The organism is Marinobacter sp. KM021 (genome assembly GCF_050707965.1).
Taxonomy (GTDB): domain Bacteria; phylum Pseudomonadota; class Gammaproteobacteria; order Pseudomonadales; family Oleiphilaceae; genus Marinobacter; species Marinobacter shengliensis.
The window spans coordinates 2,569,251-2,593,704 of sequence record NZ_CP136129.1 but is presented as its reverse complement, the minus strand read 5'-3'; the positions used below and the strand labels follow the sequence as shown (position 1 = coordinate 2,593,704).

Below are 24,454 nucleotides of genomic sequence, written 5' to 3'. Positions count from 1 at the left end.
AACTTTAACAGGGAGTTAGCGAACCAAGACCCTGTTGAACCCCGGGACAGGAGACCCTATGCAGTCAGCGCCATCGTTACCCGCCCTCAGTTTGTTGCTTCGTGGCGCTGCGTTATTGGTGGTTTGGTGGGCGCTAACGCTCGGTGAAACGTCTGCCCTGGGTTTTGGCCTGGGGGTGACCGCCCTCGTGGCCTGGCTGTCGGTACGCCTGTTTCCCCCATCCGGCTATCGCCTCCAGCCCCTTGGGCTGCTGTCGTTTCTCGGTTACTTTCTCACCCGCTCGGTGGTGGCCGGGCTGGATGTCGCGCGGCGCTTGCTGTCACCCGCCTTGCCGGTTCACCCGGGTGAAATCACCCTGACCCTTTACTTGCCCGAGGGCAGCCCTCGCTGGCTGCTGGCCAACACCCTGTCCCTTATGCCCGGTACCCTGAGCGCTTTGCTTGAGGGCGATCAATTGACCCTGCACTGCCTGGATACCCGAGAGCCAGTAGAGCAGGACGTGCGGGAGACTGAGCGGCAGGTGGCGCGGGTTTTCGGACTCTCCCTGAACGACATCGGGAGGACGGTACGGTGACCCTGATACTCAATGCCGTTGCGGCCTTCCTGTTGCTGACCCTGTTGATTGCCCTGATCCGCATCTGGAGGGGGCCGGCCCCGGCGGACCGGATGTTGGCGTCGCAACTGTTCGGCACAACCGGTGTGGCCCTGTTACTGGTGCTGTCCTACGCCCAATCCATGCCCGCACTGATGGATGTGGCGCTGACACTGGCGGTGTTGTCGGTACTCGCGATCGTGGCGTTTGTGACCCGGGTGGTGCGCATCGAACAGCCCTTGGGTGATGACGGAGGCCGCCATGATTGATTCAGCCATGTTTGCGGTTCAGGTGGTGTTGTTGGTTCTCGGTTGTCTGTTTTTTGCTGTGGGCACCCTCGGCCTGTTCCGATTCTCCGACACCCTGACCCGTATCCATGCCCTGACCAAGGTGGACAACCTCGGGTTGGGCTTTATTATACTGGCGCTTTTGCCACTGGCGCCGTCGCTGGCGGGTGGCGTAAAAATGGTATTGATCTGGGCCGCAGCTCTGGCTGCCAGCGCAACGTCTGCGCACCTGATCGCCCGCGCCGTTCATGTGCGCCCGAAGCATTCCGCGGTTCAGGAGGCAGCTGATGATTGACTGGCTGGTGGACTCCATCTTGGTGCTGGCGCTGTTGTCGACCGCGATCGGGGTGTTGTGGTCTGCAAACCTGTTTCGGGCGGTGGTGATGTTTATCGCCTTTGGCCTGCTGATGGCGCTGGCCTGGGTTCGCCTTCAGGCGCCGGACATTGCCCTGGCAGAAGCCGCCATCGGTGCCGGCCTGACCGGCGTGTTGCTGCTGGATGCGGCCAGGCATTTGGGCTATAACCGGCGTTGCGGTGGTGAAGGCAATGACCAGGGTGGGGCGTCGGGATGATGCGTTTTTTTGGCGTTACCGTCCTCGCCGCCGTGTGTCTGGCCTTTGCCGGTGCCTTGATGATCACGGTCTGGCACATTTCTGGTACCCAGGCGCCGGTCGACCTGCCCGGACTGCTGGTGGAGAACCTGGAGGCCAGTGGGGTAGAGCATCCGATCACCGCTGTGCTGTTGAACTTTCGCAGTTACGACACGCTGCTTGAGATCGGCGTGTTGGTCATCGCCGGGATTGCGGGTATCTCCATGGCGAAAACGACGTCCCTGGAAGATCCTCTCCTGCGCACTTCAGATCCCTTGTTGTATGCCCTGCAGCGCTGGTTTGTGCCGCTGATGCTGGTACTTGCCGGCTACCTGTTGTGGGCGGGTTCCGACCGCCCCGGGGGAGCGTTCCAGGCCGGAGCCGTGTTGGCGGCATCGGGCGTGATGATGCGCCTTGGCGGGATCCCCATGGAGTTTCTGCGCCCCGGCGTGTTGTTGCGTTTGGGGCTGGCCCTGGGCTTTTCCGTATTCCTTCTGGTGGCGGTGGCCAGTGCCCTGGCCGGCGATGCGTTCCTGGCGTACCCGGAAGCCTTTAACAAACCCTTGATTCTGGTCATCGAAACCGTGCTTACGTTCTCCATTGCGATGGTATTGCTGGCTCTGTTTGTGTCGGCACCGGTTAACGGCGCTGAAGAGCCGGAAGAAGGTGAGCGCGGATGACCTCGGCCCTGTTGTATGCATTCGCTGGCGTTGCCTTATGTGGTATTGGCCTGTTCGGGTTTTTGCGCCTGCAGCACCTGCTGCGCAAGTTGATGGCGTTCAACCTGATCGGTTCCGGCGTATTCCTGATCATGGTGGGCCTGGCCCAGCGCAATGGTCAGCCAGATCCTGTGCCCCAGGCCCTGGTGCTCACGGGCATTGTGGTGGCTATTGCAGCGACGGCACTGGCTGTGGTGTTAATCCGCCGGTACTACCATTTGTCAGGCCAGACTACGCTGGCTGAGCCGGCCCGGGAAAATGCCAGGCCCAAGGCTCGGGCTGTGAACCGGGAGGGTGCTCCCGAATGACCTTGTGGTTAATGGCGGGATTGTTGTTCACACCCCTGGCCTGGGCGGTGCTGACCCTGTTGCTGGATTTCAGCAAAGGCCGGGTGGTGACCTGGCTTGGAATCCTGGTGCAGGTGTTGGTGTCTCTGGGCTTGTGGGCCGCCGTGGCCAGCGACGGCGGGTTTCTTTACCTGCTTGGCGGTTGGCAGGCGCCCCTGGGCATTGAGCTGCGGGTGGATGGCCTGGCGGTAACCTTTGTGTTGCTGACGGCCCTGGTCGCGGCCGCTTGCGGCTGGCACGCGAGCATCTACCTGGACCCTGGCAAGCCGTGGCACCGGTATTTCTGGCCGCTGTTCTGGTTTCTGTGGGCCGGGCTGAATGCGGTCTGGCTGGGCGGCGATCTGTTCAATCTGTATGTGGGGCTGGAGCTGATCAGCCTTGCCGCCGTGGGGCTGGTGGCGTTGGGCGGCCAGGCGGACGCACTCAGGGCTGCCATTCGCTACCTGATGGCGGCTTTGCTGGGTTCCCTGGCGTACCTGCTTGGTGTGGCCCTGATTTACGGCCAGTTTGGCACGCTGTCGCTGGCAGGCGTGACCGAGCTGATGAATAGCGGTGATGTTCAGTCGGGCCTGACCTTCCCGCTGATTCTGATGCTGCTGGGCCTGGCCCTGAAAACCGCGCTGTTCCCGATGCATGGCTGGTTGCCGCCGGCCCATGGCATCGCCAAGTCGCCGGTCAGTGCGCTGTTGTCTGCGTTAGTGGTCAAAGCCTCGTTCTACATTGCCGCCAGGCTTTGGCTGGAACTGGGAGGCGACCTGGGTGGCTATGCCCTGGCTCAGTTGATAGGCGTGTTGGGTAGTTTGGCGGTTATCTGGGGTAGCTGGCTGGCGTTCCGGCAGGCCAAACTGAAACAGGTGGTTGCCTATTCCTCCGTGGCGCAGATTGGCTATCTGTTTTTGCTGTTCCCACTCACCTGGGGCGTCACCGACGCCATATCCCAGCAGGCGCAACAGGGCATTACCCTGCAGGTGGTCAGCCATGCCCTGGCCAAGGCCGCGATGTTCCTGGCCGCCGGCAATCTGATCATGTCGGTAGGCAGCAACCGGGTGGATGCCTTGGCGGGTGTCAGCCGGTTCCTGCCGTTCTCGCTGTTTTCTTTCGGGCTGGCCGGGGTGTCGTTGATGGGGCTGCCGCCTACCGGGGGCTTTGCTGCGAAGTGGTTGCTCCTCCAGGCCAGCCTGGCCAGTGGCCAATGGTGGTGGCTGGGGGTTCTGCTGGCGGGTGGTTTGCTTTCTGCCGCCTATGTCTTCCGGGTTTACCGGGCGTCGTTCATTGAAGCGACAGACACGGACCAGTTCTATCACCCGTCCAGGAGCCTGGAGGTGATACCGATGATTCTTGCGTTGCTGTCGCTTGGCCTTGGCCTGGTGGCGGAGCCGGTGTTGTCGGTGATGTCCTTGCCGTTTGAGGGGGGCAGCCGATGACCCTGAGTGTATTAATGCCGGTTTTTGCGCTGATGACTTCGTTGCTGGCGTCGGTGGTTCTGTTCGCTCTGCCGGAGAAAGGGCATCGTCTGAGAACCATCATTAACCTGGCAGCCGCCATTCTGAAGATTGCCCTGGTTGGGTTGATGATCTGGGGTGTGGCCCAGGGGCGCGAGTACGAGGCCGCGTTCACCATGGTACCTGGTGTGGAATTCGTGCTGCGGGCTGATGCGCTGTCGATGTTGTTTGCCGGGTTGTCTGCCCTGCTGTGGTTGCTGACCACCATCTATGCTGTGGGCTATCTTGAGGATTCCCCGAACCGGAGCCGGTTTTTCGGGTTCTTCAGCCTGTGTGTCGCCAGTACCATGGGTATTGCCCTGGCGGGCAACCTGTTCACCTTCTTTCTGTTCTACGAAATGCTTACCCTCTCCACCTATCCGCTGGTGGTCCACCGCGGCACGACCAAAGCGCTGAGGGCCGGGCGTAACTACATTATCTACACCCTGACCGGTGGCGCGGTTTTGCTGTTTGCCATTGCCTGGCTGCACGGCCTGGTGGGGGATCTCAGGTTCCAGGAAGGGGGCTACTTCTCAGAGGTTGACCCATCCATGCAGGGGCCTCTGACGATCATTTTCGTGCTAATGATTGTCGGACTGGGGGTAAAAGCAGCCCTGGTACCATTCCACGGCTGGCTGCCCCAGGCAATGGTAGCGCCGGCACCGGTCAGTGCCCTGTTGCATGCCGTGGCGGTGGTGAAAGCTGGTGCCTTTGGCATTATCCGCGTGGTCTTTGAGATCTACGGGTTGGAAGCGGCCAAAGACATGGGGCTGCTGGCCGGGCTTTCGGTCGTGGCAGCCTTCACCATTATCTATGGCTCCACCCGTGCCTTGTACCAGGTTGACCTGAAACGTCGGCTGGCGTTTTCAACGGTCAGCCAGGTGTCTTACATCGTGCTGGGGTTGTGCCTGTTCGGGCCCGTGGGCGTGGCCGGTGGCCTGGTGCATCTGGTGCATCAGGGCATCATGAAAATCACCCTGTTTTTCTGCGCCGGGAATTACGCTGAAACTCTCGGAGTGCACCGCATCGATGAACTGGACGGCGCAGGCAAACGCATGCCGGGCACTTCGGTGGCGTTTACCCTGGGCGCCTTTGGCATGATTGGTGCCCCACCGTTGGCGGGGTTTATTACCAAATGGACCATGGGCAGCGGTGCACTCGCGGTCGGTATGGATTGGGTAGTAGCGGTGTTGGTGATCAGCAGCCTGCTCAATGCGGCGTATTTTCTCCCGATACTGCACCGGCTCTGGTTTGCCGAACAGTGCGAGCCGTGGCCCCACGAGCGCCGTTGGGGACGCCTTGAAACCAGCGCCTGGCTGCTATGGCCGCCGTTAATTACTGCCGCTCTTATGCTGGTAGCCGGGCTGATCGCCAACCTGCCGTTCAGCCCCCTGAGTTGGGCTGAGTTGATTGTGGCAAGGGAGGTGGCGCTGTGATGTTTGCGTCAAACCTCTTGCTGTTGTTGGCGATTATCCTGCCGCTGGCCTCATTGTTACTGGCGCTGCGACCCGATTGGCAGCAGGCTTATCGTTACTGTTTGCCCGTGTTGCCCTTGCCCGCCTTGTTGGCAGGCCTGATATTGGGGCCTGGTGCGTCCCTTGAACTGCCGGGGTTGCTGTTAGGCGGCCTGTGGGGGCTGGATGAACTGCGCCAGGTATTCCTGGTTCTGACGGCAACGCTTTGGCTGGTGGCCGGTGTCTTCGCCGTCGGCTATCTGAAGGTACATTACCTGCGGCGTTTCTGTGTGTTCTGGGCGCTCACCCTGGCCGGGAATCTGGGGCTGGTGATGGCCCAGGATATTGCCAGCTTCTATAGCTTCTTCGCCCTGATGACCTTTGCCGGTTATGGCCTGGTGGTGCACGAGGGAACGGGAGAGGCCAACCACGCGGGGCGCGTCTACCTGGCCATGGCGGTGGTGGGTGAAATGGCCATTCTGTCGGGCCTTCTGATGGCCGCACAACAGGCCGGTAGTGGCTTGTTGGCCGATCTGCCTGCCGCCGTGGCGGAGGCCGACCGGCGCTGGTTGATCATGTTCCTGTTGTTGGCGGGATTCGGGGTGAAGGCGGGCCTGCCACTGCTGCATTTCTGGTTGCCCCTGGCGCACCCGGTCGCGCCGACGCCAGCCAGTGCGGTGCTCAGTGGCGCCATGATCAAAGCCGGCCTGTTGGGTTGGCTGGTCACTTTGCCGTTTGGTGAGGTGTCTTTGCCGGATTGGGGCAATGCGCTGGTGATCCTGGGCGCTGTCGGTTCCCTGGGTGGTGCTGTGCTGGGTGTGCGCCAGCGGCGCCCGAAAACCGTGTTGGCCTATTCCAGCATTAGCCAGATGGGCCTGATGACACTGATGGTGGGCGCAGCGCTGGCCAATACCGAGTATGCGGGCCCGCTGTTTGCGGTGATGGCGCTGTACGTGCTGCATCATGGCCTGGCCAAAGGTAGCTTGTTCCTCTCTACTGCCATGGCGTTGCCGGCGGGACGGGCTGGTCAATGGCTGTTGTGGCTGTTGATCGCATTGCCGGGGCTGTCCCTTGCGGGGCTGCCGTTTACCAGTGGCGCTGCCAGCAAGCTGGCCATGAAGGACCTGCTCAAGCCGGGCAACTTCGAGTTTGCGATGGCGCCCTACCTGCCCATGCTGATGAGCGCGGGTGCTGTGGCCACCATGCTACTGGTATGGCGTTTTTTGTGGGTGCAGCGGGCAGCTGCCAGTGGTGGCAGCAATCCTGCGTTTATGTATCTGGGCTGGGGCCTGGCCACGGCTGGCAGCCTGGTACTGTTCTGGTGGTTGCCCTGGCCCGGGGCCGTGCCGGATAAAGCCTGGCTAGCCACCATGGTTTATGAGGCCTGGAGCCTGTTCTGGCCCATTCTGGCGGCGACGGCTATCGCGGCGCTGGCCTGGCGTTCAGTCAAACAGAGATAGCTGGTTGTCCGGCGGCGGCTGGCTTGCCGATTTCGGCCGTGTTTGATGCGACCCCTTGCGGCTGCCGTGGCGGTGCAGCACGCGGCCAGTCTCTTCCCGGCTGACGTGTTGTTTCCGGAAGTCGCCCACCGCCTTGCGCGCAGCCCGAGCCGCCTGTTCGTGATCGCACACCGGCGCAATGTAAGTGTTGCCGCCGAACTTCGCTTTCTGGGCGGGTGTCATTAACCAAGGGGTATGGATCATTTCTTCGGGAACCCCGGCCAGCTCCGGAATCCAGCGGCGGATAAACTCGCCGTTCGGGTCCAGCTTCTTGCTTTGCAAAACCGGATTGTAGATACGCAGGGCGTTGATACCGGTCAGGCCGGATTGCATCTGGGTCTGGGAATAGTGAATGCCCGGCTCGAAATCGGTAAACAGTCGCGCGAGGTGCAGGGCAGGATCACGCCAGTGTAGCCACAGTTGATAGCTGGCCACCGCCATCAGCATCGCCCGCATTCGGAAATTGAGCCAGCCGGTGTGTTGCAGGCTGCGCATGCAGGCATCCACCAGAGGCCAACCGGTTTGCCCTTGCTGCCAGCGCTGCAGCCGTTCGGAATCGTTCGGCCCGGTTTTCATGCCCTCCAGTTCCCGGTGCATGGCGCGGAATTCCAGCTCCGGTTCGTCTTCGAGTTTCTGGATAAAATGACAATGCCAGTGCAACCGCGAGCGAAAGCTGGTCAGGCTTTTCTGTTTCCGGGGCAGGGTATTACGGTGATGGCCGGCAGCCTTGGCCTGTTGGTAAATTTCTCGGAGGCTGACCGTGCCATAGGCGATATGAGGGCTCAGCCGGGAGCAGGCGCGCACGGCGGTATTGGGGCTGGAAATATTGTACTGGTAACCCACGCAGCGGCGCTCCAGAAACGACGCCAGTAACGCTTCGCCGCGAATGCTGCCGCCGGTTTGTCGATCCGGGCACCGGTCTGCTGCGGTGGTGCCGGGTTCGATACCGCGCCAGGCTACACCTTGGATGGCGCCGGCAAACGGCACGGAGCCAGGTGCCTCAAGTACGGGCTGCCGCATCAGTTCTGTCCAGGCTTTGTCCCATATGTCCCGGTCTTTGAGCCGGCGTACCACCCCGAACTGGTTCCACTCCCTGAACTCTATCTGGTTGTCGGAGCACCACTGGATAACCGCTTTGTCGCGCTCGAAGGTCCATTGCCCGCCGGTTTCCTGATGGCAAAACACACGCTCAATGGCATGGCTTGCCTTGAGCTCTCTCAGGGCTGCGATGACGGACCCTCGCAGGACCACCAGTTGGTTGCCCGCTTTGCGCAGCTGCTTATCGAGGTCATCCAGGGAATCCTGGATAAAACACCATTGCCGCCCGCTGGTATCCGGTTGCTGCCAGTAGTCGTCTTCAATCACGTACAGTGCAATAACCGGCTCCCCCAGATTGGCGGCAGCCACCAATGGGGCGTGATCGCGGGTGCGCAAATCCCGTTTGAACCAGACCACGGTGGTCATGGCTGCGGGCTCCGGTTACGGCGGCACCGTTCGCTGCAATAGCGAACCTGGTCCCAGTCTTTTGCCCATTTCTTGCGCCAGTTGAAAGGGCGCTGGCACACCGGGCAGGTTTTCTCGGGCAAGTGTGGTTTTTTGTGCATTCGCGACTTTTGGTTTTAACTGAATGAATGTGGGCAGATATACGTGACTGAAACGGCGAAGGTTTTGTTATGACCACACTGAACGAAGGCATTCAACCCCCCTCGGTTCTGATCTTTGACTGGCACGGCACTTTGGTAGACACCCACGATGCCATGTTCAGCGCCATGGAAGACATGTTGCCGCAGCTGGAAGATCTGGGGCTGGTGGAAAAGTTGCTGCCTGAGGAGCAATGCCGCACGCAGGACGATGCCCGGCTGGTGCGTTACATCCGTATCTTCCGGCGCCTGCATCCGAGGATTCTTGCGGAGCGGCGGGTGTCCAGAACCGACATCTTCAACGCCATCTTCGGTGATAACAAAGCGGCCAAGCTGGTTGCCCACAAAGCCTACAACAACGCTTACCGGAAATATTTTGGCCAGGTGAAACCCTTTCAGCCCGGCGCCTATGAGTACCTGTGCGCGCTGAAAGCCATGGGCATCAAGCTGGCGGTATCGACCAACCGCAACCGGGAGTTTCTGGACAAGGAACTTCAAACGGTGGATGAGGGCCGATGGCATCATCTGTTCGATGCAACGGTATGCGCGGATGATGTGACCGAATACAAGCCCGACCCGCAGGTGATTCTCAAAACCCTGGAGAAGCTGGGGCTGCGGGCCGATGCCCGGGCCTGGTATGTGGGCGATAGCTACGTGGATATGCTCACCGCCCACAGTGCCGGTGTGTCCGGCGTGTTCTATAACGGTGCCTGCTGGGAGCCGGACCGGATTTCGAGCTGGTTTACCTCCCGGGATGCACCGGCGGCGGTGCTCGACAGTTTTGAAGACCTGATGGATTTGCTGGCGTTGCTGGAGCGGGAACAGCCTGAGGCGTTCGCCGCCAGCCCTGCGGAAGTGCGCCCGAAGCCCTTCCCGCCACCCGAGCGGCCAGAGCCACGCATTGAGCCGGACTGGCACCCGGCGTTGGTGAAGCTGATTCGCCCGGCGGTGGTGTTGTTCGACTGGCATGCCACCCTGGTGGACACCCTGGATGCCATGTACCACGCGGTGGACGATATGCTGCCGGATTTCCATACTCTGGGGCTGATGAGCCGTATGGTGGCGCCGGAAGACAGTAAAACTCCGGAAGATGCCCGCCTGGTGGCTTACGTTCGTGAATTCGCCAAACTGCATCCGAAAGTAAAGGCAGACCGGAAAATCTCCCGCACCGATATTTTCGAGGTGCTGTTTGGGGACGATCAGCAAGCCAAGCAGGTTGCCCACAAGGCGTTTAACCATCACTACCGAAATCACTACGGCACGGTGAAGGCCTTCGAGCCGAAAGTCCGGGAAGTATTGGAGGGGCTGCGACGACTGGGTATGCAGGTGGGCGTGATCACCAACCGGGATAGGGAGTTCTTTGAACACGAGCTGGCCGCCGTGGAAGACACCGGTTGGACCCACCTGTTCGATGTGGATGTTTGCGGCGATGATACCCCGCTCAGAAAACCGCATCCGGACCAGCTGCTGCTGGCGGTGCAGAAACTGGATTACCCGCCGGACCCGAGTGTGTGGTACGTGGGAGATTCTACTACCGATGTGATTGCCGCGAAGCGGGCAGGTATGACGTCGGTGTTCTTCAACGGTGCCCAGTGGGACTTGCCCTGGCTGAACCGGATTTTTCCGGGCACTCACAAACACCCGGACAAACCGGACGTGGTGGTGAATGACTTTTCCGAGTTCTGGGCGCTGGTGCTGGCGTGCGAGGTGGGTCCGGCCTGAGGGTGTTACTCCTCTGCGGGTAACTCAAAGGGGATTGTCTCCCAGCGTGCCCGCGCCAGTCGCTCGTAGTTGTGCAAGGCCTTCTCGATGGCGAGGCCAATGGCCAGAATGCCCTCGAGGCCATTGTTCGGTTCCTGCAGAGGAATGGGTACGCTGACCGTAATCTGGAACTGGCGGGTAGACGCATCGTAGCGAATGGGTGATATCCACAAATCGGATTTCCGCTTCACGCCATGTTCCGTTTCTTCAGCTATTTCCTGATACTTCGGTTCGTCGCCTTGCCAGTAATCGGAGGACAGCTGGCTCATGGCAACCAGAGCGCCTCGGTTGTCCGTTAACAGAAGTTCCGTGACCAGCCCGTCTTGCTCAACTTTCCACTGCTTCAATGCCTGTGAGGCGGGCAAAGCCTGAATCTCGGAGGCCAAGGGCGTTTCCTGCTCCGGTGCCAGCGCCTGCCAGAGGGTGTCTTGAGTCAGAATTTCCGTGAAGGTGTCAAACCTCGGTCCCTGGTGAATGGCCTGGGCCAGGTTAATACGCTGACCGAGCGAGGCGATCAACCTGCGCGCTTGCACAGCGATGTGTTGATACTCGTCGTCAGATAAGAGTGTGTGCTGGTCCATGCACTCTGGCAGCTGCTGGTTGAAGCGGGCCAGAAATCCCGGATGCTGACTGACGAATCTGGGGTTCAGATACAAATGCAGCGGCGCGTAGCGGAGGAACTCCCGGCTCAAGGTTTGGCCGAGTGCCGGGGTTTCGGTTTGTAGAATCTCCATCACCCGCTGGTCCATTAGTGCTATGTCAATCCGTTGGCGTTTAAGCAAGGCGGGCAGCTGTTCTGTGGAGCTCACAGTGACAAAGGGCTCAAAGCCATTTTGTTTAAGCCAGACCTCTTCGTTGCTGCCGCTGACAACGCCTATTTTTGCGGTTGCTGGGTCAGGGCGTGTGCCAAGGTAAAACCAGTACCATTTTTCCAGCGCCACCGGGTGACTGATCACGGCTGCTTCATCCAGCTCCTGTGATGGGTCCACGGCGAAGTAGCCGTCAACCAGATGGCGTTGGAGAGCAAAGCGGGCGCGATTCTGGGGCATCAAGCGAACATGCACCTGGGCGCCGGCATGCACCATAGCGCATCGGACGGTATCGACGGTTTCGCCGGTAACTTCCTGGCCCCCGGGTGACGCGCTTGCCTGCTGATAGGGTGGGGAATCAAAGGTATACAGGCTGAAGGTTTCATGATCAGCAAAAACGCCCAGGGGGATCAAGGCGAGAAAAAGTGCTGTTGTCAGGGGCCTAATAGACATGCCGCTCTCCAGCGTCCTTGTTGCTGACAATTTACTGATGTTACAGCATAGCAGCCAATCGGCCGATTATCCCTTAGCCGTTTAGCTGAGTCAGATTACAGATGCTCCAGGTTGGCAAGCAGCCACTCCCCGCGGCTGAGAATGGCACGGCGCCGCTCATCTGGCTGTTTATCCCAGTTCCGATACATCATGGCCATGCGCGGATTGTTGGCAAAGTCATCCCGATGGCGGTCGATAAAATGCCAGTACAGGGCGTTGAACGGGCAGGCCCTCTCCCCGGTGGCATCCTGCACCCGGTAATGGCAGTTCTGGCAGTGGTCCGACATGCGCTGGATGTATTTGCCACTGGCGGCGTAGGGTTTGGAGCCCAGATAGCCGCCATCGGCGTGCATCACCATGCCCAGTGTATTAGGCAGTTCTACCCAGTCGAAGGCATCGATGTAGACTGCCAGGTACCAGTCACAGATGTCCTCCGGATGTATGCCGGCCAGCAGGGCGAAGTTGCCGGTCACCATCAGGCGCTGGATGTGATGGGCGTAGGCGTTTCTGGCGGTGGCATCAATGGCTTTGTGCATACAGCGCATTTTGGTTTCACCGGTCCAGTAGAACCAGGGCAGGCTGCGCTGGTTGTTCAGCCGGTTCTCTTTGGCGTAACCCGGCATCAGAAGCCAGTAAATGCCGCGAACAAACTCGCGCCAGCCGATGATCTGGCGGATAAACCCCTCTACCGCGTTCAGTGGCGCCCGCCCGGAATACCACGCTTGTGCCACCGCCTGGCAAACGTCCGTCGGGTCCAGTAATCCGGTGTTCAGATAGGGGGACAGGATGGAATGGAACAACCAGTCTTCGTGGTCGGACAGCGCATCCTGATAGTCACCGAAACAGGGCAGGGCGAAGTCGATAAAGTGTTCCAGAGCTGCCTGGGCCTGGTCCGCCGTGACGGCAAAATGGAAGTCCTCTGAGGTGCCGAAATGGTCGGGAAAGTACTCCTCTACCACCTGGATTACCTCTCGGGTAACCGAATCTGGCTCCACGCGAAACGGTGCCGGCGCGGGCGGTTTGCCGGACCATTTCTTCCGATTGTCGGAATCGAAATTCCACTGGCCGCCCTCCGGTTTGCCTTCAGGCGTCATCAGCAGGCCGGTTTTCTTGCGCATTTCCCGGTAGAAGAATTCCATGCGCAGTTGTTTGCGACCCTTGGCCCAGTCGGCGAACTCCTGTTTGCGGCACGCAAAGCGGGTGTCTGGCCGAATCTCCACTGGAATACCCAGGTGTTCGTGCCACTGGCTGATCTGCGAGTGCAGCCGCCATTCACCGCACTCGGTGGTGATCAGTCTCTCGGGCTTGTGCTCTGCGGCGAGCTTTGAAATGACCGCTTCCAGGGATTTTTCCGGGTTATCCGGATGGTAGCGCTGGTAATGCACTTGCCAGCCTTGCTGCTTCAGTTCCCCGGCGAAGTGGCGCATGGCGCTGAAGATATACACCAGCTTTTTCTTGTGGTGATTGGTGTAGCTGGCCTCGTCGTGAACTTCCGCCATCACCACCCGATCGTTGTCTTTATCTGCGTCTTCGAGTGCAGAAAGCTGGTGGCTCAGCTGGTCGCCGAGAATCAGAATCAGGTTGGCCATGGCATCGGCTCCGGTGTTGGCATTATCCCAAAGGGGTAGGCTGAATACGCCATGGGCGCAAGGGTGGTTCAGTGCCTATGCTGATAGACTCCAGATGATACGCATCAACTGATGCTCGGGGCCGATAGGGCATAATGGGCGCTTTCCGGCTTGCCGACCTTTTCTGACGACAGAGTTTTAACTATGGCTTCCAACAACGCTGCAGAAAACAACCTGCCCGCCTTCATCTGGGATGAGGCACTGATACGCCGCTACGACCTCAGTGGTCCCCGCTATACGTCCTATCCCACGGCGGTCGAGTTTACCCAGAAGTATGGCATCGAAGACATGGTGAAGGCCGCCGGCCGCAGCAAGGCGTCTGGTGGCCCTATCTCTTTATACACGCACCTGCCGTTCTGCGCGCACCTTTGCTACTACTGTGCCTGCAACAAGGTGATCACCAAAAAGCGCGATAAGGCCATGCCTTACGTGGAGCGTGTGCTGAAAGAAGCCGCTATCCAGTCAAAACTGTTCGGGGCTGATCGCCCGGTGCAACAGTTGCATTGGGGCGGCGGCACGCCGACGTTCCTGCCCAGGGATGTGATGCAGCACCTGATGGCCGGTTACGCTGAACTGTTTAACCTGCAGTCTGGCGATGAGCGGGATTACAGTGTCGAGATTGACCCACGGGAGGTGGACCAGGATACCCTGTCGACCCTGTGGGAGCTGGGTTTCAATCGCATCAGCCTTGGCGTTCAGGATGTAAACCCGGAAGTGCAAAAGGCGGTTAACCGTATTCAGCCCAGGGACATGACCGAGGCGGCATTGAACGAGGCTCGTCGCATTGGCTTCCGTTCCATTAACCTGGATCTGATCTACGGCCTGCCGTACCAGACCCCGGAAAGCTTTGCACAAACCCTGGAATCGGTGATCGAAATGTCCCCGGACAGGCTCTCCGTGTTCAGCTACGCGCACCTGCCGGATCGGTTCTACCCGCAAACCCGGATACAGGCCGATACCCTGCCAAGCCCGCAGCAGAAGCTGACCATTCTGCACAACACCATCAACCGCCTGCTGGGAGCCGGTTACGAATACATCGGCATGGACCACTTCGCCAAGCCGGACGACAGCCTGGCGGTGGCCCAGCGCGAAGGCCGGCTGCACCGGAATTTTCAGGGCTACACCACCCATTCCGATTGCGACCTGGTATCGCTGGGTGTGTCTGCCATCGGCCAGACTGACGACGCCTATTTCCAGAACAACCATGACTTGCCGTCCTGGGAAGCCTCCATTGATGCGGGGCAGTTGGCGATCGTTCGTGGCGTTGGCCTGAGCCGGGATGACCGGATTCGCCGCTGGGTGATCGGCCAGTTGATCTGCCAGTTCCGCCTGGATCGCAAACTGTTTGCAGATAAATGGAGCGAAGACTTTGATCGGTACTTCGCGGATGAACTGAATCGCCTGAAGCCGATGATTCAGGACGAACTGATTGGTGATGATGGTGGCGTGCTGCAGGTGCAGCCGGCAGGCCGCTTGCTGATCCGGGCGATTTGCCAGATCTTTGACCTTTACCGCAAGGAAGGCGCCAGCCAGCGGTTCTCCCGGATTATCTGACCGGGGTTGCTGTAAACAGAACCAACAAGGGCTGCCAAATGGCAGCCCTTGTTGGTTTTAACTGGAGACTTAACTGGCCACTTTGAACTCGTTGGCCAGATCCTGCAGTTTTCGGGCAAGCCTGGCCTGCTCCTGGGTCACCTGATTGATCTCCTGTGATCCGGTCAGGGTCAGAATGGCCGCTTCGCTGACCGATTCCATGCTGCTGGCCAGCTCCCGTGTTACAGCAACCTGCTGTTCCGACGCAGTGGCAATCTGGGTGGCCATGTCGGAGATGCTGTTCACATCGGTCAGGATGTCAGCGAAGGTTTTCTCCATTTCAGAGGCCTGTTCGCTGGTCTGGTTGGCAAGCTTGTGGCTGGCAACAATGGATCGGCTGGCGCTGTCGGTAATGTTTTTGAAACCGTTAATGATGTCTTCAATCTGGGTAGTCGATTCATGAGTTTGTTGGGCCAGGGTCCGTACCTCATCGGCCACCACTGCAAAGCCGCGACCGTGCTCGCCAGCCCGTGCCGCCTCGATGGCAGCATTCAGAGCCAGAAGGTTGGTCTGGTCCGCCACTTTACGTATGACATCCACCACTTCACTGATGGTGCCGCTGCGTTCCTCCAGTTCTTCGATCACCTGATTCACTTCCTGAACCGATTGCGCCAGGGTGCGGATTTGCTTAACGCTTGAGTGCAGTACCTGCTCACCGGTCCGGCTCTTCTCCATGGCACTGTTGGAAGCGTCCGCAACCTGTTGGGTGTTTTGGGAGATTTCCTCCGAGGTGGCAGACATTTCCTCGGTTGCGGCAGCAACCTGCTCAATCTGCTGTTGCTGGTTCTTGATCTGGCCGGAGTTCTGGCCAGCGGTGGAGCTGGTTTCCTCGGTGGCCGTGGCCAGTTGCACGCTGGCCTTATCAATCTGCATCAGGGCTTCGCTGAACCGGCCGAAAAGTTCGTTGACGGCCTTGGCAATAGTGCCGGTTTCGTCCTGGCTGGACACCGGGATATGCTGGGTCAGATCCTTGTTGTCCATGGCGTAGCGAACGCCTGACAACAACGCGGCGACCTGGTTATGAATGGCGTGGATGATCACCAGCATCAGCAAGACCACGATAATGATGGCACCGCCTGCAACCGTAGAGGCGCCAATAAGTGCCTTGCGGGCTTCACCTACCGCTTCGGTAGCCGCGGCTTCCACTTGGGCCAGCATCTGGCTGCGGATACGGTTGATAGCTTCAATTCGCCTGGTTGCTGCGGTGAACCACTCGCCGGGGTCCAGGGCATACATGCCAGACGGGCTGCTGAGCAGGGTTTCACGCTGAGCCTGGAACTCCCGGCTTACCGGCAGGTTTGCCAGCTGAGTGATGTCTCTGCGAAGGTCTGAATCGCTCGGTAGCATGCTGATGGCAGCGTTCAGGTAAGCATCCTGCTGACCGCTCATGCCGGATACCCGCCCGAGTGTTGGCAGGTCAAAGTCTCCGGATCGAATCAGTGCAGCGCCATTGGCGCGCTCCCGCCCGGCCATTTCTACAGCCTCAGCCAGAGTGAAATATCCGTTGATCTGGCGGCTCAGGTCGGCGTTCGTTGAGCGGCGTACCAGCAGGGGAACCCGGTCAAGCAGTTCCATAATCATCGTGGTGTACTGGCTGGCAGAGTCGGCACTATTGATGTTGCGGTTGTCGATGCCCTGGCGAAGCCTGCCAAGGCCGGACAGCTGTTGTTCAAGGCGGTCAATGCTGGATTGGATCACGCCATCAAATTCGGTGTCAGACACCAGGGCTCGGAGCCCGTCGCGATAGGTTCGCAGGCTTCGGTCTGTATCCTGGCGCTGGGCATCCAGGTCGCGCTTTGCCTGTTGCTCGCCGCTGGAACCTGTCGCGCTCGACAGCAAAACGGCTGAGCGGCCGCGTTCCTTCTGCAAGGACTCAATCAAAGGATCACCCAGCTCCGCCAGGTTCACCATGGCCTGCAACTGGCGCATGTTGCCCAGCTCATCCGCGTTACGGCTGATGCTGAAAGCGGCAAAGAAAACGATGACCAGCAGGGCCGGAAGCACCAGGGTAATGAGCTTGCCCCGCATGGAGAGGTTATTAAGGAATGACATGGAAGGCCCCCTTCACTGAATTAATTCGTCCATTGTGGGCAAGTGTAGCAGCCGAGGGTATTCACGAATCGGGGTAGCTGATGGGGTAGGTTGGGCTTTGTAAGTGCCTGTAAAGTAATGCTATCTGTATGGCCTGGTTAGAAAAAATGGTCCTGTACGGGCAACTGCGTAGAGTACTGCTTTTGGGGTAGAAGGCGGTTATCGCCCGCTCCGCTGACAAAGGTCAAGGTGCCTTAGTGGCCTGGCGGGTATGGTGCCGGCACGTCTTTCAGCGGAGAAAACCATGGAACTTGTCTGCCCCGCCGGTAGCCTTCCCGCACTGAAAACCGCCGTCGATAACGGCGCCGATGCGGTGTACTTCGGCTTTCGCGACAGCACCAATGCCCGCCAGTTTGCTGGCCTGAACTTTAACGAAAAGCGCGCAGGGGAGGGCATTGAATACGCCCACTCCAACGGCAGCCGGGTATTCTGTGCCATCAACACCTATCCGCAGCCCGATGGCTGGGAGCAATGGAAGGGAGCAGTCGACCGCGCCGCGAACCTGGGTGTGGACGCCATCATCCTGGCCGATATGGGCCTGCTGGAATACGCCGCCAACAAATATCCGGACACCCCTCGCCATTTGTCGGTACAGGGCTCGGCTACCAGCCACGAAGCTCTCTCTTTTTATAAAGACAACTTCGATATCCGCCGCGCGGTTCTGCCACGGGTGCTTTCCATTGACCAGGTGAGGGGCGTGGCCAAACACAGCCCGGTGGAGCTGGAAGTGTTCGCTTTCGGCAGTCTGTGCATCATGGCGGAGGGCCGTTGTTATCTGTCTTCCTATCTCACCGATGAGTCTCCCAACACACGAGGCGCCTGCTCGCCCGCCAAAGCTGTGCGCTGGCAGGAAACCCCGCAAGGTCTCGAATCCCGCCTGAACGATGTCTTGATCGACCGTTATGGCCAGGGCGAGTCTGCCGGTTACCCGACCCTGTGCAAGGGCCGCTTCGAGGTGGAAGGCAGTGTCTATCACGCCATTGAAGAGCCGGTCAGCCTCAATACCCTGGACCTGCTGCCTGAGCTCAAAGAGCTGGGCATCAGCGCGGTGAAGATAGAAGGGCGCCAACGCAGCCCTGCCTACATTGCCGACGTGGCCCGCACCTGGCGCCAGGCGCTGGATCGGCTGGAAGCAACACCGGGCGTGTTTTCCGTAGAGAACCAGTGGAATCAGACGCTGGCCGGGTTGTCCGAGGGTGGCCTGACCACCATTGGCGCCTATCACCGCAAGTGGAAATAAGGTTCAGCTGATTATGATGAAACTATCCCTTGGCCCGATTCTGTGGTTCTGGTCCAAGCAGTCCGTGTTCGACTTCTACGCCAAGGCCGCTGAATGGCCGGTAGAGACCATTTATCTTGGCGAGGTGGTCTGTTCCCGTCGCCGGGAACTGAAGCCGGATGACTGGCTTGACCTGGCCCGCGACCTGAAAGCCTGCGGCAAGAACGTGGTGCTTTCTACCCTCACGCTGATCGAATCCGAAGCCGACCTGCGCCGCCTGCGCCGGTTCTGCGAACAGGATGAATTCCGTGTGGAGGCAAACGACCAGAGCGCCCTGCAGGTGGCCATCCGCAACAACATTCCGTTTGTGACCGGCCCCTCCATGAACATCTACAACACCGCCACCCTGAAAATCCTGGCCAGACAGGGACTGCAAGGCTGGAACCTGCCGGTGGAGCTTGGTAAGGAAACCCTGGAACAGCTGATCAGGGAGTTGAAGGCCGAAGGCCTGGATCTGCCCGCCGAGGTATTCTCCTGGGGCTTCCTGCCGCTGGCCTGGTCGTCCCGTTGCTTCACCGCCCGCCATTACAACCTGCCCAAAGACAACTGCGAGTTCCGTTGCCTGGAGCATCCGGATGGCATGGAGCTGCGCTCCCGGGAAAGCCAGGAGTTGTTCCGTCTGAACGGCATCTCCACCCTGTCTGGCTCCCGCTATGACCTGATGCGGGAGCTGCCGGATATGGAACGAATGGGGGTAAGCACCGTGCGCCTGAGCCCGGAGCATCAGGGCATGGATGAGGTGGTCAAACGCTTTGACCAGGTACGCCGGGGGGAAGTGCCAGCCACCGACCCGCTGCAGCTGGTGGAAGCGCCGCCGTGTAATGGGTATTGGTATGGCAAGCCGGGGATGGATTTGGTTGTTTCGTGATGTGTGCCGGTGTGGCCTTATGACGGCCTGTAACCACTGAAAACATGAAGTTCCTGTCTCAAAACCCTAAAAACAGCATGTCCAACGCCGCAGAAATTTCATCTTGTTGCCCTGCAAGGCTGCCAGCGCCAAAACGCAATTCGCCTTCAGGCACAGCAGCCATATACTGAGTCGCCATGACGACCTCCTGGCCCTCAATGTTAAATACAGGATTCAGCCTCTGGGCAGGAGAAGGTGCCGAGGATTTGGGCAACAGTGGCACAACAATTCGGGTGTTCAAGCCACTGAGAAGATCTGACTGAACATCCAGCAGATAGCCAGCTCCATCCTTATTTTCAAAGATATCGAAACGGGCCATCAGAACTGCCGGTGCTGTGCAAGGGGCAAGCCGTTAGCTTCAACGTATGCATTAGAGCTTGCGAGGGCTGTGGCATTTTCTTTCAACCACTTCTGCTGTTTATGAAGCTTCACAGCCTCCGCGATCCCTGCTTCTGCTGATCGTGAAACATTGATTCCCAGAGCTTTCGCCTCTTTGAGTAGGGCGCTATCTAGCGATAGGTTCGTTGGCTTTCGTATGGATTTGGTAGCTTGGGCAGATTGCATGGTTCAGTCCTTGCACAGATCAATGCGCCAATTTTATGCGCATGTTAATTGCACGTCAATAGCCCGCTGACTCAGACTGATTCGAGAAACAGTAGGCGGCGCGGAGACAAATTCCACTCCAGACTATCCAGAAGATTCTTCAAAGCCAGCCCCAGCTCGGTGTCCCCTTCAATCACCAGGCGCCGCTGGAAAAACAGCTGGTCCGGGTCTTGCCGGCGCTCTGCCAGAGTCTTGAAAGCTGCCAGGGACCCCCGAATGGTCGCTTCGCCTGGGCCTTCCACAACGCGAAGCCGGCCGGCCCAGAAACCGATGGTAATGCCTGGTTGACCTCCATTGACCTCCAGCCGAATTGTGCGGCCTTCAAAATCATCGAATTCGCCCTCAGCCAGCGCTTCTGCAAACAGCCGGTTCAGCGGGGCTTCGGCAACCAGTTGTTTTAAGCTGACGGGGACGTTGCGGTCGATGGTGTCCAGCAGCGGTGTCGGGGAGGGCAGGTATTCTTTCAGTACCGCGATGGATTGCTCCAGTAACGGGCTGTGCAAAGACGCGATGGGCGGTAGCGAAAAGGCCATGTTCAACTCCGGGCAGGACGACAACCCGCCCAGAGTATCAAAAGGCCGCCAGCGGCGACTTGATTTAACTCAGCCCTTGTGGAGACCTTCTTCCACCGCCCAAACGGCCACTTCAACCCGCGAGCGCAGGTTGAGTTTCTTGAGCAGGTGTTTTACGTGCACTTTTACCGTGCCGTCGCTGATGTCCAGCTTGCGGCCGATCATCTTGTTGGAGAGGCCCTCGGCGATCAGGCGCAAAATGTCTTTTTCCCGCGGCGTCAGGCTGTCGAAGTCCGGCCGGGATGACTGCTGCGGTTTGTTGGAACGCAGGGCCTCGGCCAGCAACGTTGTTAGCCGGTCACTGATGACCATTTTGCCAACAGCCGCCTGGTGTAACTGGGCGATCATATCTTCTGGCTCCATGTCTTTCAGCAGGTAGCCATCGGCGCCGGCACGCAGGGCGGCAACCACGTCGTCTTCCTGGTCAGACACGGTAAACATGACAATACGCGAGCTGATGTTCTGGTCCCGCAGGTGTTTGAGAGCTTCAATGCCGTCCATCTCCGGCATGTTCAGGTCCATCAGGATCAAATCCGGCTCGGTTTCCAGGGCCAGCTTGATGCCGTCGGCGGCGTTGCTTGCCTCGCCGATCACTTCCATGTCGTCTTCCATGCCGATCAACTGCTTGATGCCCTGTCGCAGCAGGGGATGGTCGTCAATCAGCAGTATGCTTGCGGGTGTCTCAGCCATGGTTTCTCTCGTTGATGTTGGTGTTTGGGTCAGGCCGGTGAAGATTCGGTAGGAATCAGGTTACGGCTTTTGGGTACGAATGTTAATGTTACTTCCACTCCGCCTTCGTCCCGGTTGTCCACCTTTACCTTGCCTCCGAGTGTCCGGGCGCGGTCCTGCATGATCACCAGGCCGTAATGGTTAACCGGCTGGTCGCCTCCAGGCAGGCCCTTGCCGTTGTCGCGAATACTTGCCCGAACCTGCGGAGACTCGAACAGCACCTTAACGGAAATGACCGTGGCGTCGGCATGCTTGACGGCATTTGCCAGACCTTCGCGGATAATCTGCAGGGTATGGATTTCCTCGTTTGGCGACAGCGTCTGCGGGGGCAGGTTGTATACAAACTCCACCGGGTGGCCCAGTCTCTCGGAAAACTCGTCGATGGTCTTGCGCAAGGCCGTGGCCAGGTCTGGTGTGTCCAGTTTCAGGCGGAACGTGGCCAGTAGCTCTCGTAGTTGGCGGTAGGCGCTGTTCAGGCCGGTACTGAGCTCATCCAGAATGTCATCGTGAACGGGTTTCTGGTCGCCCGTGATATTGAGCCTGCGCAGCCGGGTTACCTGCATCTTGAGGTAAGACAACGACTGGGCCAGTGAATCGTGCAGCTCCCGGGCGATCACCGTGCGTTCTTCGGCCAGGGTCAGTTGCTGCTCCTCGGTTATTTGCCGTTCCAGGAAAATGGCCGTTGCCAGCTGGTCGGTCAGAGTCTCCAGCAGCCGGCGAGAGGTGGCGGACAACCCTTTGGCTGCCGGGTACCACACCTCCAGGGTGCCAAGTAACTGGCCGGGGGTGCGGATGGGCAGTAATAAACGGCGACCGTCGTTGTTCTCCAATGGCATTTCATCGTAGACCTCGGGGGTCACCAGGCAGGCATTGCAGTGATGGTCGCGACAGTAGAACGGCCGTTTGTCCGTGGCTGTGGTAATAGCCTCGACAGGCTCTGCGGATTCCTTGTCGTGCAGGAACAGGCGGATAGGGCCAATGCCCAGCAGCAGTTCCAGTTCCTGCAGCATGGGAATGGCACCGTTACACAGATCATGGTTGGCAAACAGGTCTCTGCTGGCCGAATGCATCACCTGCAGGGCCTGGTGGCTGACTTCCAGCTCTTCAGTTTTCTGCCGGGCCTTGGCTTCCAGTTCGTAGTAGGTCAGGGCCAGTTCGCTGGTCATCTGGTCGAAGGCCTGGCCCAGTTGTGCCAGCTCGTCTGCACCTTTCAGGTCGGCTTTCCGGGAGAAATCTTTCTCGCCAACGGCGCCGGCGATGGCCACGAGTTTTCGCAGGGGGCGAAGGATCCGGTTTTTCAGGTCGTAGAACAGGGCGATCACGATCAGCACCGAGAACACCATGCTGATGATCTGAATCAGGTGCAGCAGATCAACACGTGCTTCTGTGCGCTGTTCCAGCATAGTCACCAGGCGGTCAACTTCCTGGATGTAGTCCTCCACAGCCTGAACCATAGCCGGGGTGATGGGTGTGCCTACTTCATGTTGCTCAAGGGCAGGTTTGAGTTCGTCCTGCCATGCCGCCAGCATCTGACGGTACTGTCGTGCCAGAGGATGGTCGTCTGCGCCGGGAACCGAGCGAAGGATGGCGGTGTCCTCAAGGCGGCGCTCATAATCATTGATGCGTGCGCCTGAGGTAGCCCGTCCATTTTCGTAATCTTCGGTGGCAGAACGGGCAATTAACTGGAAGGCGCCCATCCGCAGCGCCCCGGCCAGGTTGATGGCCGTGGCATTGCCTTCAATGCTGTTGGAAACCGCCAGGGTTGTAGACATGCTGACGATAGCGGTCAGCACAATGGCGCCGATCACCACAGCGAGTCGGTTTACTAGCGGACTTCTGGATGTCATGGGTTGTTGTCTGTTAGGGAGTTCGAAAGGTGCCTTTCCAGGCCAGATTATGACCGAGGAACTGCGGTTCCGATACCTCCTTGAGGATAGTCAATTACCCCAATGGATAGTCCTCCATCATAGCCTTTGACCCTTTGGAGAGCAAAAGCCGACACTAAAGGTTGGTTAATTCGAGGTGACAGGATGCAAACCCGACTGGAGCAGGACGATGACAAGCTGGCATCGCTGGTGGTGATTCTGCCGCTGGCAGTGACAGGCTTTGTTGTTGCGGCAGGATGCTGGACGCTGTTTGCCGTGGCGGGAGTGCACCTCAGGGCCGATCTTGCCTTGAGCAGTCTTCAGTTCGGCATATTGCTGGCCGCGCCCATGGCCGTCAGTGCTGTATTGGCAATTCCGGCCGGGTTGGCCGCCCAGCGTTACGGTGCCCGCGCCGTGATGCTCGCCTGCCTGGCAGGGTTGGCACTGTGTATGGGGTTACTCCTGCTAGTCGAAAGTTTCTATGGTTACCTGCTGGTTGCCGGCGGGCTGGGGCTGGCCGGTGGATTCTACAGTGCCGGCCTGCAGTTTGTGGTTAGTCACTGCAAGCCGAAACGGTTGGGGCTGGTTCTTGGCGTTTTTGGTGCGGGAGTCACTGGGGCTGGCTTCAGCTATTACCTGGTACCGTTGTTTCACGATGCGTTTTCCTGGCAGGGAGTGCCCCTGGCCTACCTGATTGTATTGCTGCTGGTGATTGCCCTTCTGGTGATGTTGACCGATCCGGAATCCAGGGAATCCGGTGCGGACAGGCCCTGGTCTGTCGGGCAGGTGGTTCGAATACTCAGACGTGGTCGCTCGCTCCCGCTCACTGCCTACTTTGGTGTGGTGGCCGGAAGCTTCTTTGCCTTGGCGCTCTGGTTGCCGGATTTCCTGTCGGCACAGTTTGGCTTGTCCCTGGACGCGGGCGCACGCCAGGCTCAGTGGTTCGTTATTCCCGGTGCCCTTGCGCAGATTCTGGGTGGTGGCCTGGCTGACCGGTTTGGCAGTGCCAGGGTGGCCACGCGGTCACTGGTGTTGTGCCTGGTGGCGCTGGCTGTGTTGTCTTACCCGCCAATGACGTTATTTGTCAGGGGGGTAGATGAGATCATCACTGTGGAATTTGCCCTGCCTCTGATGATTGAAGGTAGTTTGATTGTGGTGCTGGGTGTCGCCATGGGGAGTGCCATGGGGAGCCTGCAACGAATGGTGATACTGGCCAATCGTGCCGAGGCCGCCTTGTTCGCAGGCTTTCTGCTGGTTTCTGCCTGTTCCGTTGCGTTTGTTCTACCGGTCCTGTTTGGCGCGGTTAACCAGTGGCTGGGTGTTCGAACAGCGGTGTTCATGATTCTCTTCCTGTTGCTCAGCAGCAGCCTTCTGATGTTCGCTCGCGACACCCGTCGTGAGGAGCGAAGAACCCTTCTCCACCCAGGGATATAGCCCTGCTACCACCTCGGTGGTACAGCCGGGTTATGTGGTAGTAACCACGCAGATTTCGCGGTTTTTCTCACACACAATGGTC

General features: G+C 59.1%; 24 protein-coding genes. 14 read left to right on the top strand and 10 right to left on the bottom strand.

All coding sequences use genetic code 11. From position 1 onward, the window contains the following. The first annotated feature begins 58 nt into the window (after positions 1–58). From RVM24_RS12195 to RVM24_RS12155, 9 genes are read left to right on the top strand one after another with little or no spacing between them, the layout of a single operon-like run. Positions 59–574, top strand: coding sequence for a Na+/H+ antiporter subunit E (locus RVM24_RS12195; RefSeq protein ID WP_061333240.1), 516 nt, complete (start codon positions 59–61; stop codon positions 572–574). Next, positions 571–861 (top strand): monovalent cation/H+ antiporter complex subunit F, encoded by a 291-nt coding sequence (locus RVM24_RS12190; RefSeq protein WP_061333239.1) that lies wholly within the window; start codon positions 571–573, stop codon positions 859–861. Before RVM24_RS12195 ends, RVM24_RS12190 begins: the two co-directional genes overlap by 4 nt. Further along, positions 854–1,174: a cation:proton antiporter gene (locus RVM24_RS12185; RefSeq protein WP_227510249.1), complete on the top strand. Its 321-nt coding sequence runs from the start codon at positions 854–856 to the stop codon at positions 1,172–1,174. The genes RVM24_RS12190 and RVM24_RS12185 overlap by 8 nt, the downstream gene beginning before the upstream one ends. Further along, positions 1,167–1,451 (top strand): Na(+)/H(+) antiporter subunit B, encoded by a 285-nt coding sequence (locus RVM24_RS12180; RefSeq protein ID WP_072676423.1) that lies wholly within the window; start codon positions 1,167–1,169, stop codon positions 1,449–1,451. Before RVM24_RS12185 ends, RVM24_RS12180 begins: the two co-directional genes overlap by 8 nt. After that, on the top strand, positions 1,448–2,149 hold the full coding sequence (locus tag RVM24_RS12175) for an MnhB domain-containing protein (protein WP_061333238.1): 702 nt from the start codon (positions 1,448–1,450) through the stop codon (positions 2,147–2,149). The genes RVM24_RS12180 and RVM24_RS12175 overlap by 4 nt, the downstream gene beginning before the upstream one ends. Beyond that, complete coding sequence (locus RVM24_RS12170; RefSeq protein ID WP_082780619.1) at positions 2,146–2,496, top strand: cation:proton antiporter subunit C; 351 nt, start codon at positions 2,146–2,148, stop codon at positions 2,494–2,496. Before RVM24_RS12175 ends, RVM24_RS12170 begins: the two co-directional genes overlap by 4 nt. Beyond that, the gene (locus RVM24_RS12165) at positions 2,493–3,959 is read left to right on the top strand and encodes a complex I subunit 5 family protein (RefSeq protein WP_197463868.1); all 1,467 of its coding nucleotides are present in this window, start codon (positions 2,493–2,495) and stop codon (positions 3,957–3,959) included. The genes RVM24_RS12170 and RVM24_RS12165 overlap by 4 nt, the downstream gene beginning before the upstream one ends. Next, on the top strand, positions 3,956–5,452 hold the full coding sequence (locus RVM24_RS12160; RefSeq protein WP_374787715.1) for a complex I subunit 5 family protein: 1,497 nt from the start codon (positions 3,956–3,958) through the stop codon (positions 5,450–5,452). Before RVM24_RS12165 ends, RVM24_RS12160 begins: the two co-directional genes overlap by 4 nt. Then, positions 5,452–6,930 (top strand): complex I subunit 5 family protein, encoded by a 1,479-nt coding sequence (locus RVM24_RS12155; protein WP_431474074.1) that lies wholly within the window; start codon positions 5,452–5,454, stop codon positions 6,928–6,930. Before RVM24_RS12160 ends, RVM24_RS12155 begins: the two co-directional genes overlap by 1 nt. Here the strand turns inward: RVM24_RS12155 and RVM24_RS12150 are convergent. Further along, entirely contained in the window at positions 6,913–8,433 is a 1,521-nt protein-coding gene (locus RVM24_RS12150) for an FAD-binding domain-containing protein (protein ID WP_431474073.1), read from the bottom strand. The genes RVM24_RS12155 and RVM24_RS12150 overlap by 18 nt on opposite strands. Then, positions 8,430–8,573 (bottom strand): DUF2256 domain-containing protein, encoded by a 144-nt coding sequence (locus tag RVM24_RS12145; protein WP_072676429.1) that lies wholly within the window; start codon positions 8,571–8,573, stop codon positions 8,430–8,432. Before RVM24_RS12145 ends, RVM24_RS12150 begins: the two co-directional genes overlap by 4 nt. Before the next feature lie 69 nt (positions 8,574–8,642). Here RVM24_RS12145 and RVM24_RS12140 point away from each other — a divergent pair, with 69 nt between their 5' ends. Next, the gene (locus tag RVM24_RS12140) at positions 8,643–10,331 is read left to right on the top strand and encodes an HAD family hydrolase (RefSeq protein ID WP_230713868.1); all 1,689 of its coding nucleotides are present in this window, start codon (positions 8,643–8,645) and stop codon (positions 10,329–10,331) included. Between the two features lie 5 nt (positions 10,332–10,336). Here RVM24_RS12140 and RVM24_RS12135 read toward each other — a convergent pair whose 3' ends face one another. After that, positions 10,337–11,632, bottom strand: coding sequence for a transporter substrate-binding domain-containing protein (locus RVM24_RS12135; RefSeq protein WP_230713866.1), 1,296 nt, complete (start codon positions 11,630–11,632; stop codon positions 10,337–10,339). Positions 11,633–11,727: 95 nt separating this feature from the next. Continuing rightward, positions 11,728–13,260 (bottom strand): cryptochrome/photolyase family protein, encoded by a 1,533-nt coding sequence (locus RVM24_RS12130; RefSeq protein ID WP_431474072.1) that lies wholly within the window; start codon positions 13,258–13,260, stop codon positions 11,728–11,730. A gap of 183 nt (positions 13,261–13,443) precedes the next feature. Between RVM24_RS12130 and hemN the strand changes: the two genes are divergently transcribed. Continuing rightward, positions 13,444–14,853 carry an oxygen-independent coproporphyrinogen III oxidase gene (hemN, locus tag RVM24_RS12125; protein ID WP_431474071.1) on the top strand — a complete coding sequence of 470 codons (1,410 nt, stop codon included), beginning with the start codon at positions 13,444–13,446 and terminating at the stop codon, positions 14,851–14,853. Positions 14,854–14,922: 69 nt separating this feature from the next. Here the strand turns inward: hemN and RVM24_RS12120 are convergent, their stop codons facing one another. Then, the gene (locus tag RVM24_RS12120; RefSeq protein ID WP_431474070.1) at positions 14,923–16,944 is read right to left on the bottom strand and encodes a methyl-accepting chemotaxis protein; all 2,022 of its coding nucleotides are present in this window, start codon (positions 16,942–16,944) and stop codon (positions 14,923–14,925) included. A gap of 283 nt (positions 16,945–17,227) precedes the next feature. Between RVM24_RS12120 and ubiU the strand changes: the two genes are divergently transcribed. Further along, positions 17,228–18,223: a ubiquinone anaerobic biosynthesis protein UbiU gene (ubiU, locus tag RVM24_RS12115; RefSeq protein ID WP_431474069.1), complete on the top strand. Its 996-nt coding sequence runs from the start codon at positions 17,228–17,230 to the stop codon at positions 18,221–18,223. A 13-nt stretch (positions 18,224–18,236) separates the two neighbouring features. Continuing rightward, positions 18,237–19,130, top strand: coding sequence for a U32 family peptidase (locus RVM24_RS12110; protein ID WP_431474068.1), 894 nt, complete (start codon positions 18,237–18,239; stop codon positions 19,128–19,130). A 58-nt stretch (positions 19,131–19,188) separates the two neighbouring features. On the opposite strand, the gene RVM24_RS12105 is transcribed toward RVM24_RS12110, so the two are convergent. The 5 genes from RVM24_RS12105 to RVM24_RS12085 form a co-directional block, all read right to left on the bottom strand. After that, positions 19,189–19,488, bottom strand: a complete 300-nt coding sequence (locus RVM24_RS12105; protein WP_431474067.1) for a CcdB family protein — start codon at positions 19,486–19,488, stop codon at positions 19,189–19,191. Then, positions 19,488–19,733 (bottom strand): type II toxin-antitoxin system CcdA family antitoxin, encoded by a 246-nt coding sequence (locus tag RVM24_RS12100; protein WP_431474066.1) that lies wholly within the window; start codon positions 19,731–19,733, stop codon positions 19,488–19,490. Before RVM24_RS12100 ends, RVM24_RS12105 begins: the two co-directional genes overlap by 1 nt. 71 nt (positions 19,734–19,804) lie before the next feature. Continuing rightward, entirely contained in the window at positions 19,805–20,305 is a 501-nt protein-coding gene (gene ubiT / locus RVM24_RS12095) for a ubiquinone anaerobic biosynthesis accessory factor UbiT (RefSeq protein ID WP_431474065.1), read from the bottom strand. A 69-nt stretch (positions 20,306–20,374) separates the two neighbouring features. Continuing rightward, positions 20,375–21,034 (bottom strand): two-component system response regulator NarL, encoded by a 660-nt coding sequence (gene narL, locus RVM24_RS12090; RefSeq protein ID WP_431474064.1) that lies wholly within the window; start codon positions 21,032–21,034, stop codon positions 20,375–20,377. A gap of 29 nt (positions 21,035–21,063) precedes the next feature. Then, the gene (locus RVM24_RS12085; protein ID WP_431474063.1) at positions 21,064–22,920 is read right to left on the bottom strand and encodes a histidine kinase; all 1,857 of its coding nucleotides are present in this window, start codon (positions 22,918–22,920) and stop codon (positions 21,064–21,066) included. A gap of 183 nt (positions 22,921–23,103) precedes the next feature. On the opposite strand from RVM24_RS12085, the gene RVM24_RS12080 reads away from it, so the two are divergent. Continuing rightward, positions 23,104–24,372: an MFS transporter gene (locus RVM24_RS12080; RefSeq protein ID WP_431474062.1), complete on the top strand. Its 1,269-nt coding sequence runs from the start codon at positions 23,104–23,106 to the stop codon at positions 24,370–24,372. The last annotated feature ends 82 nt before the right edge of the window (positions 24,373–24,454 follow it).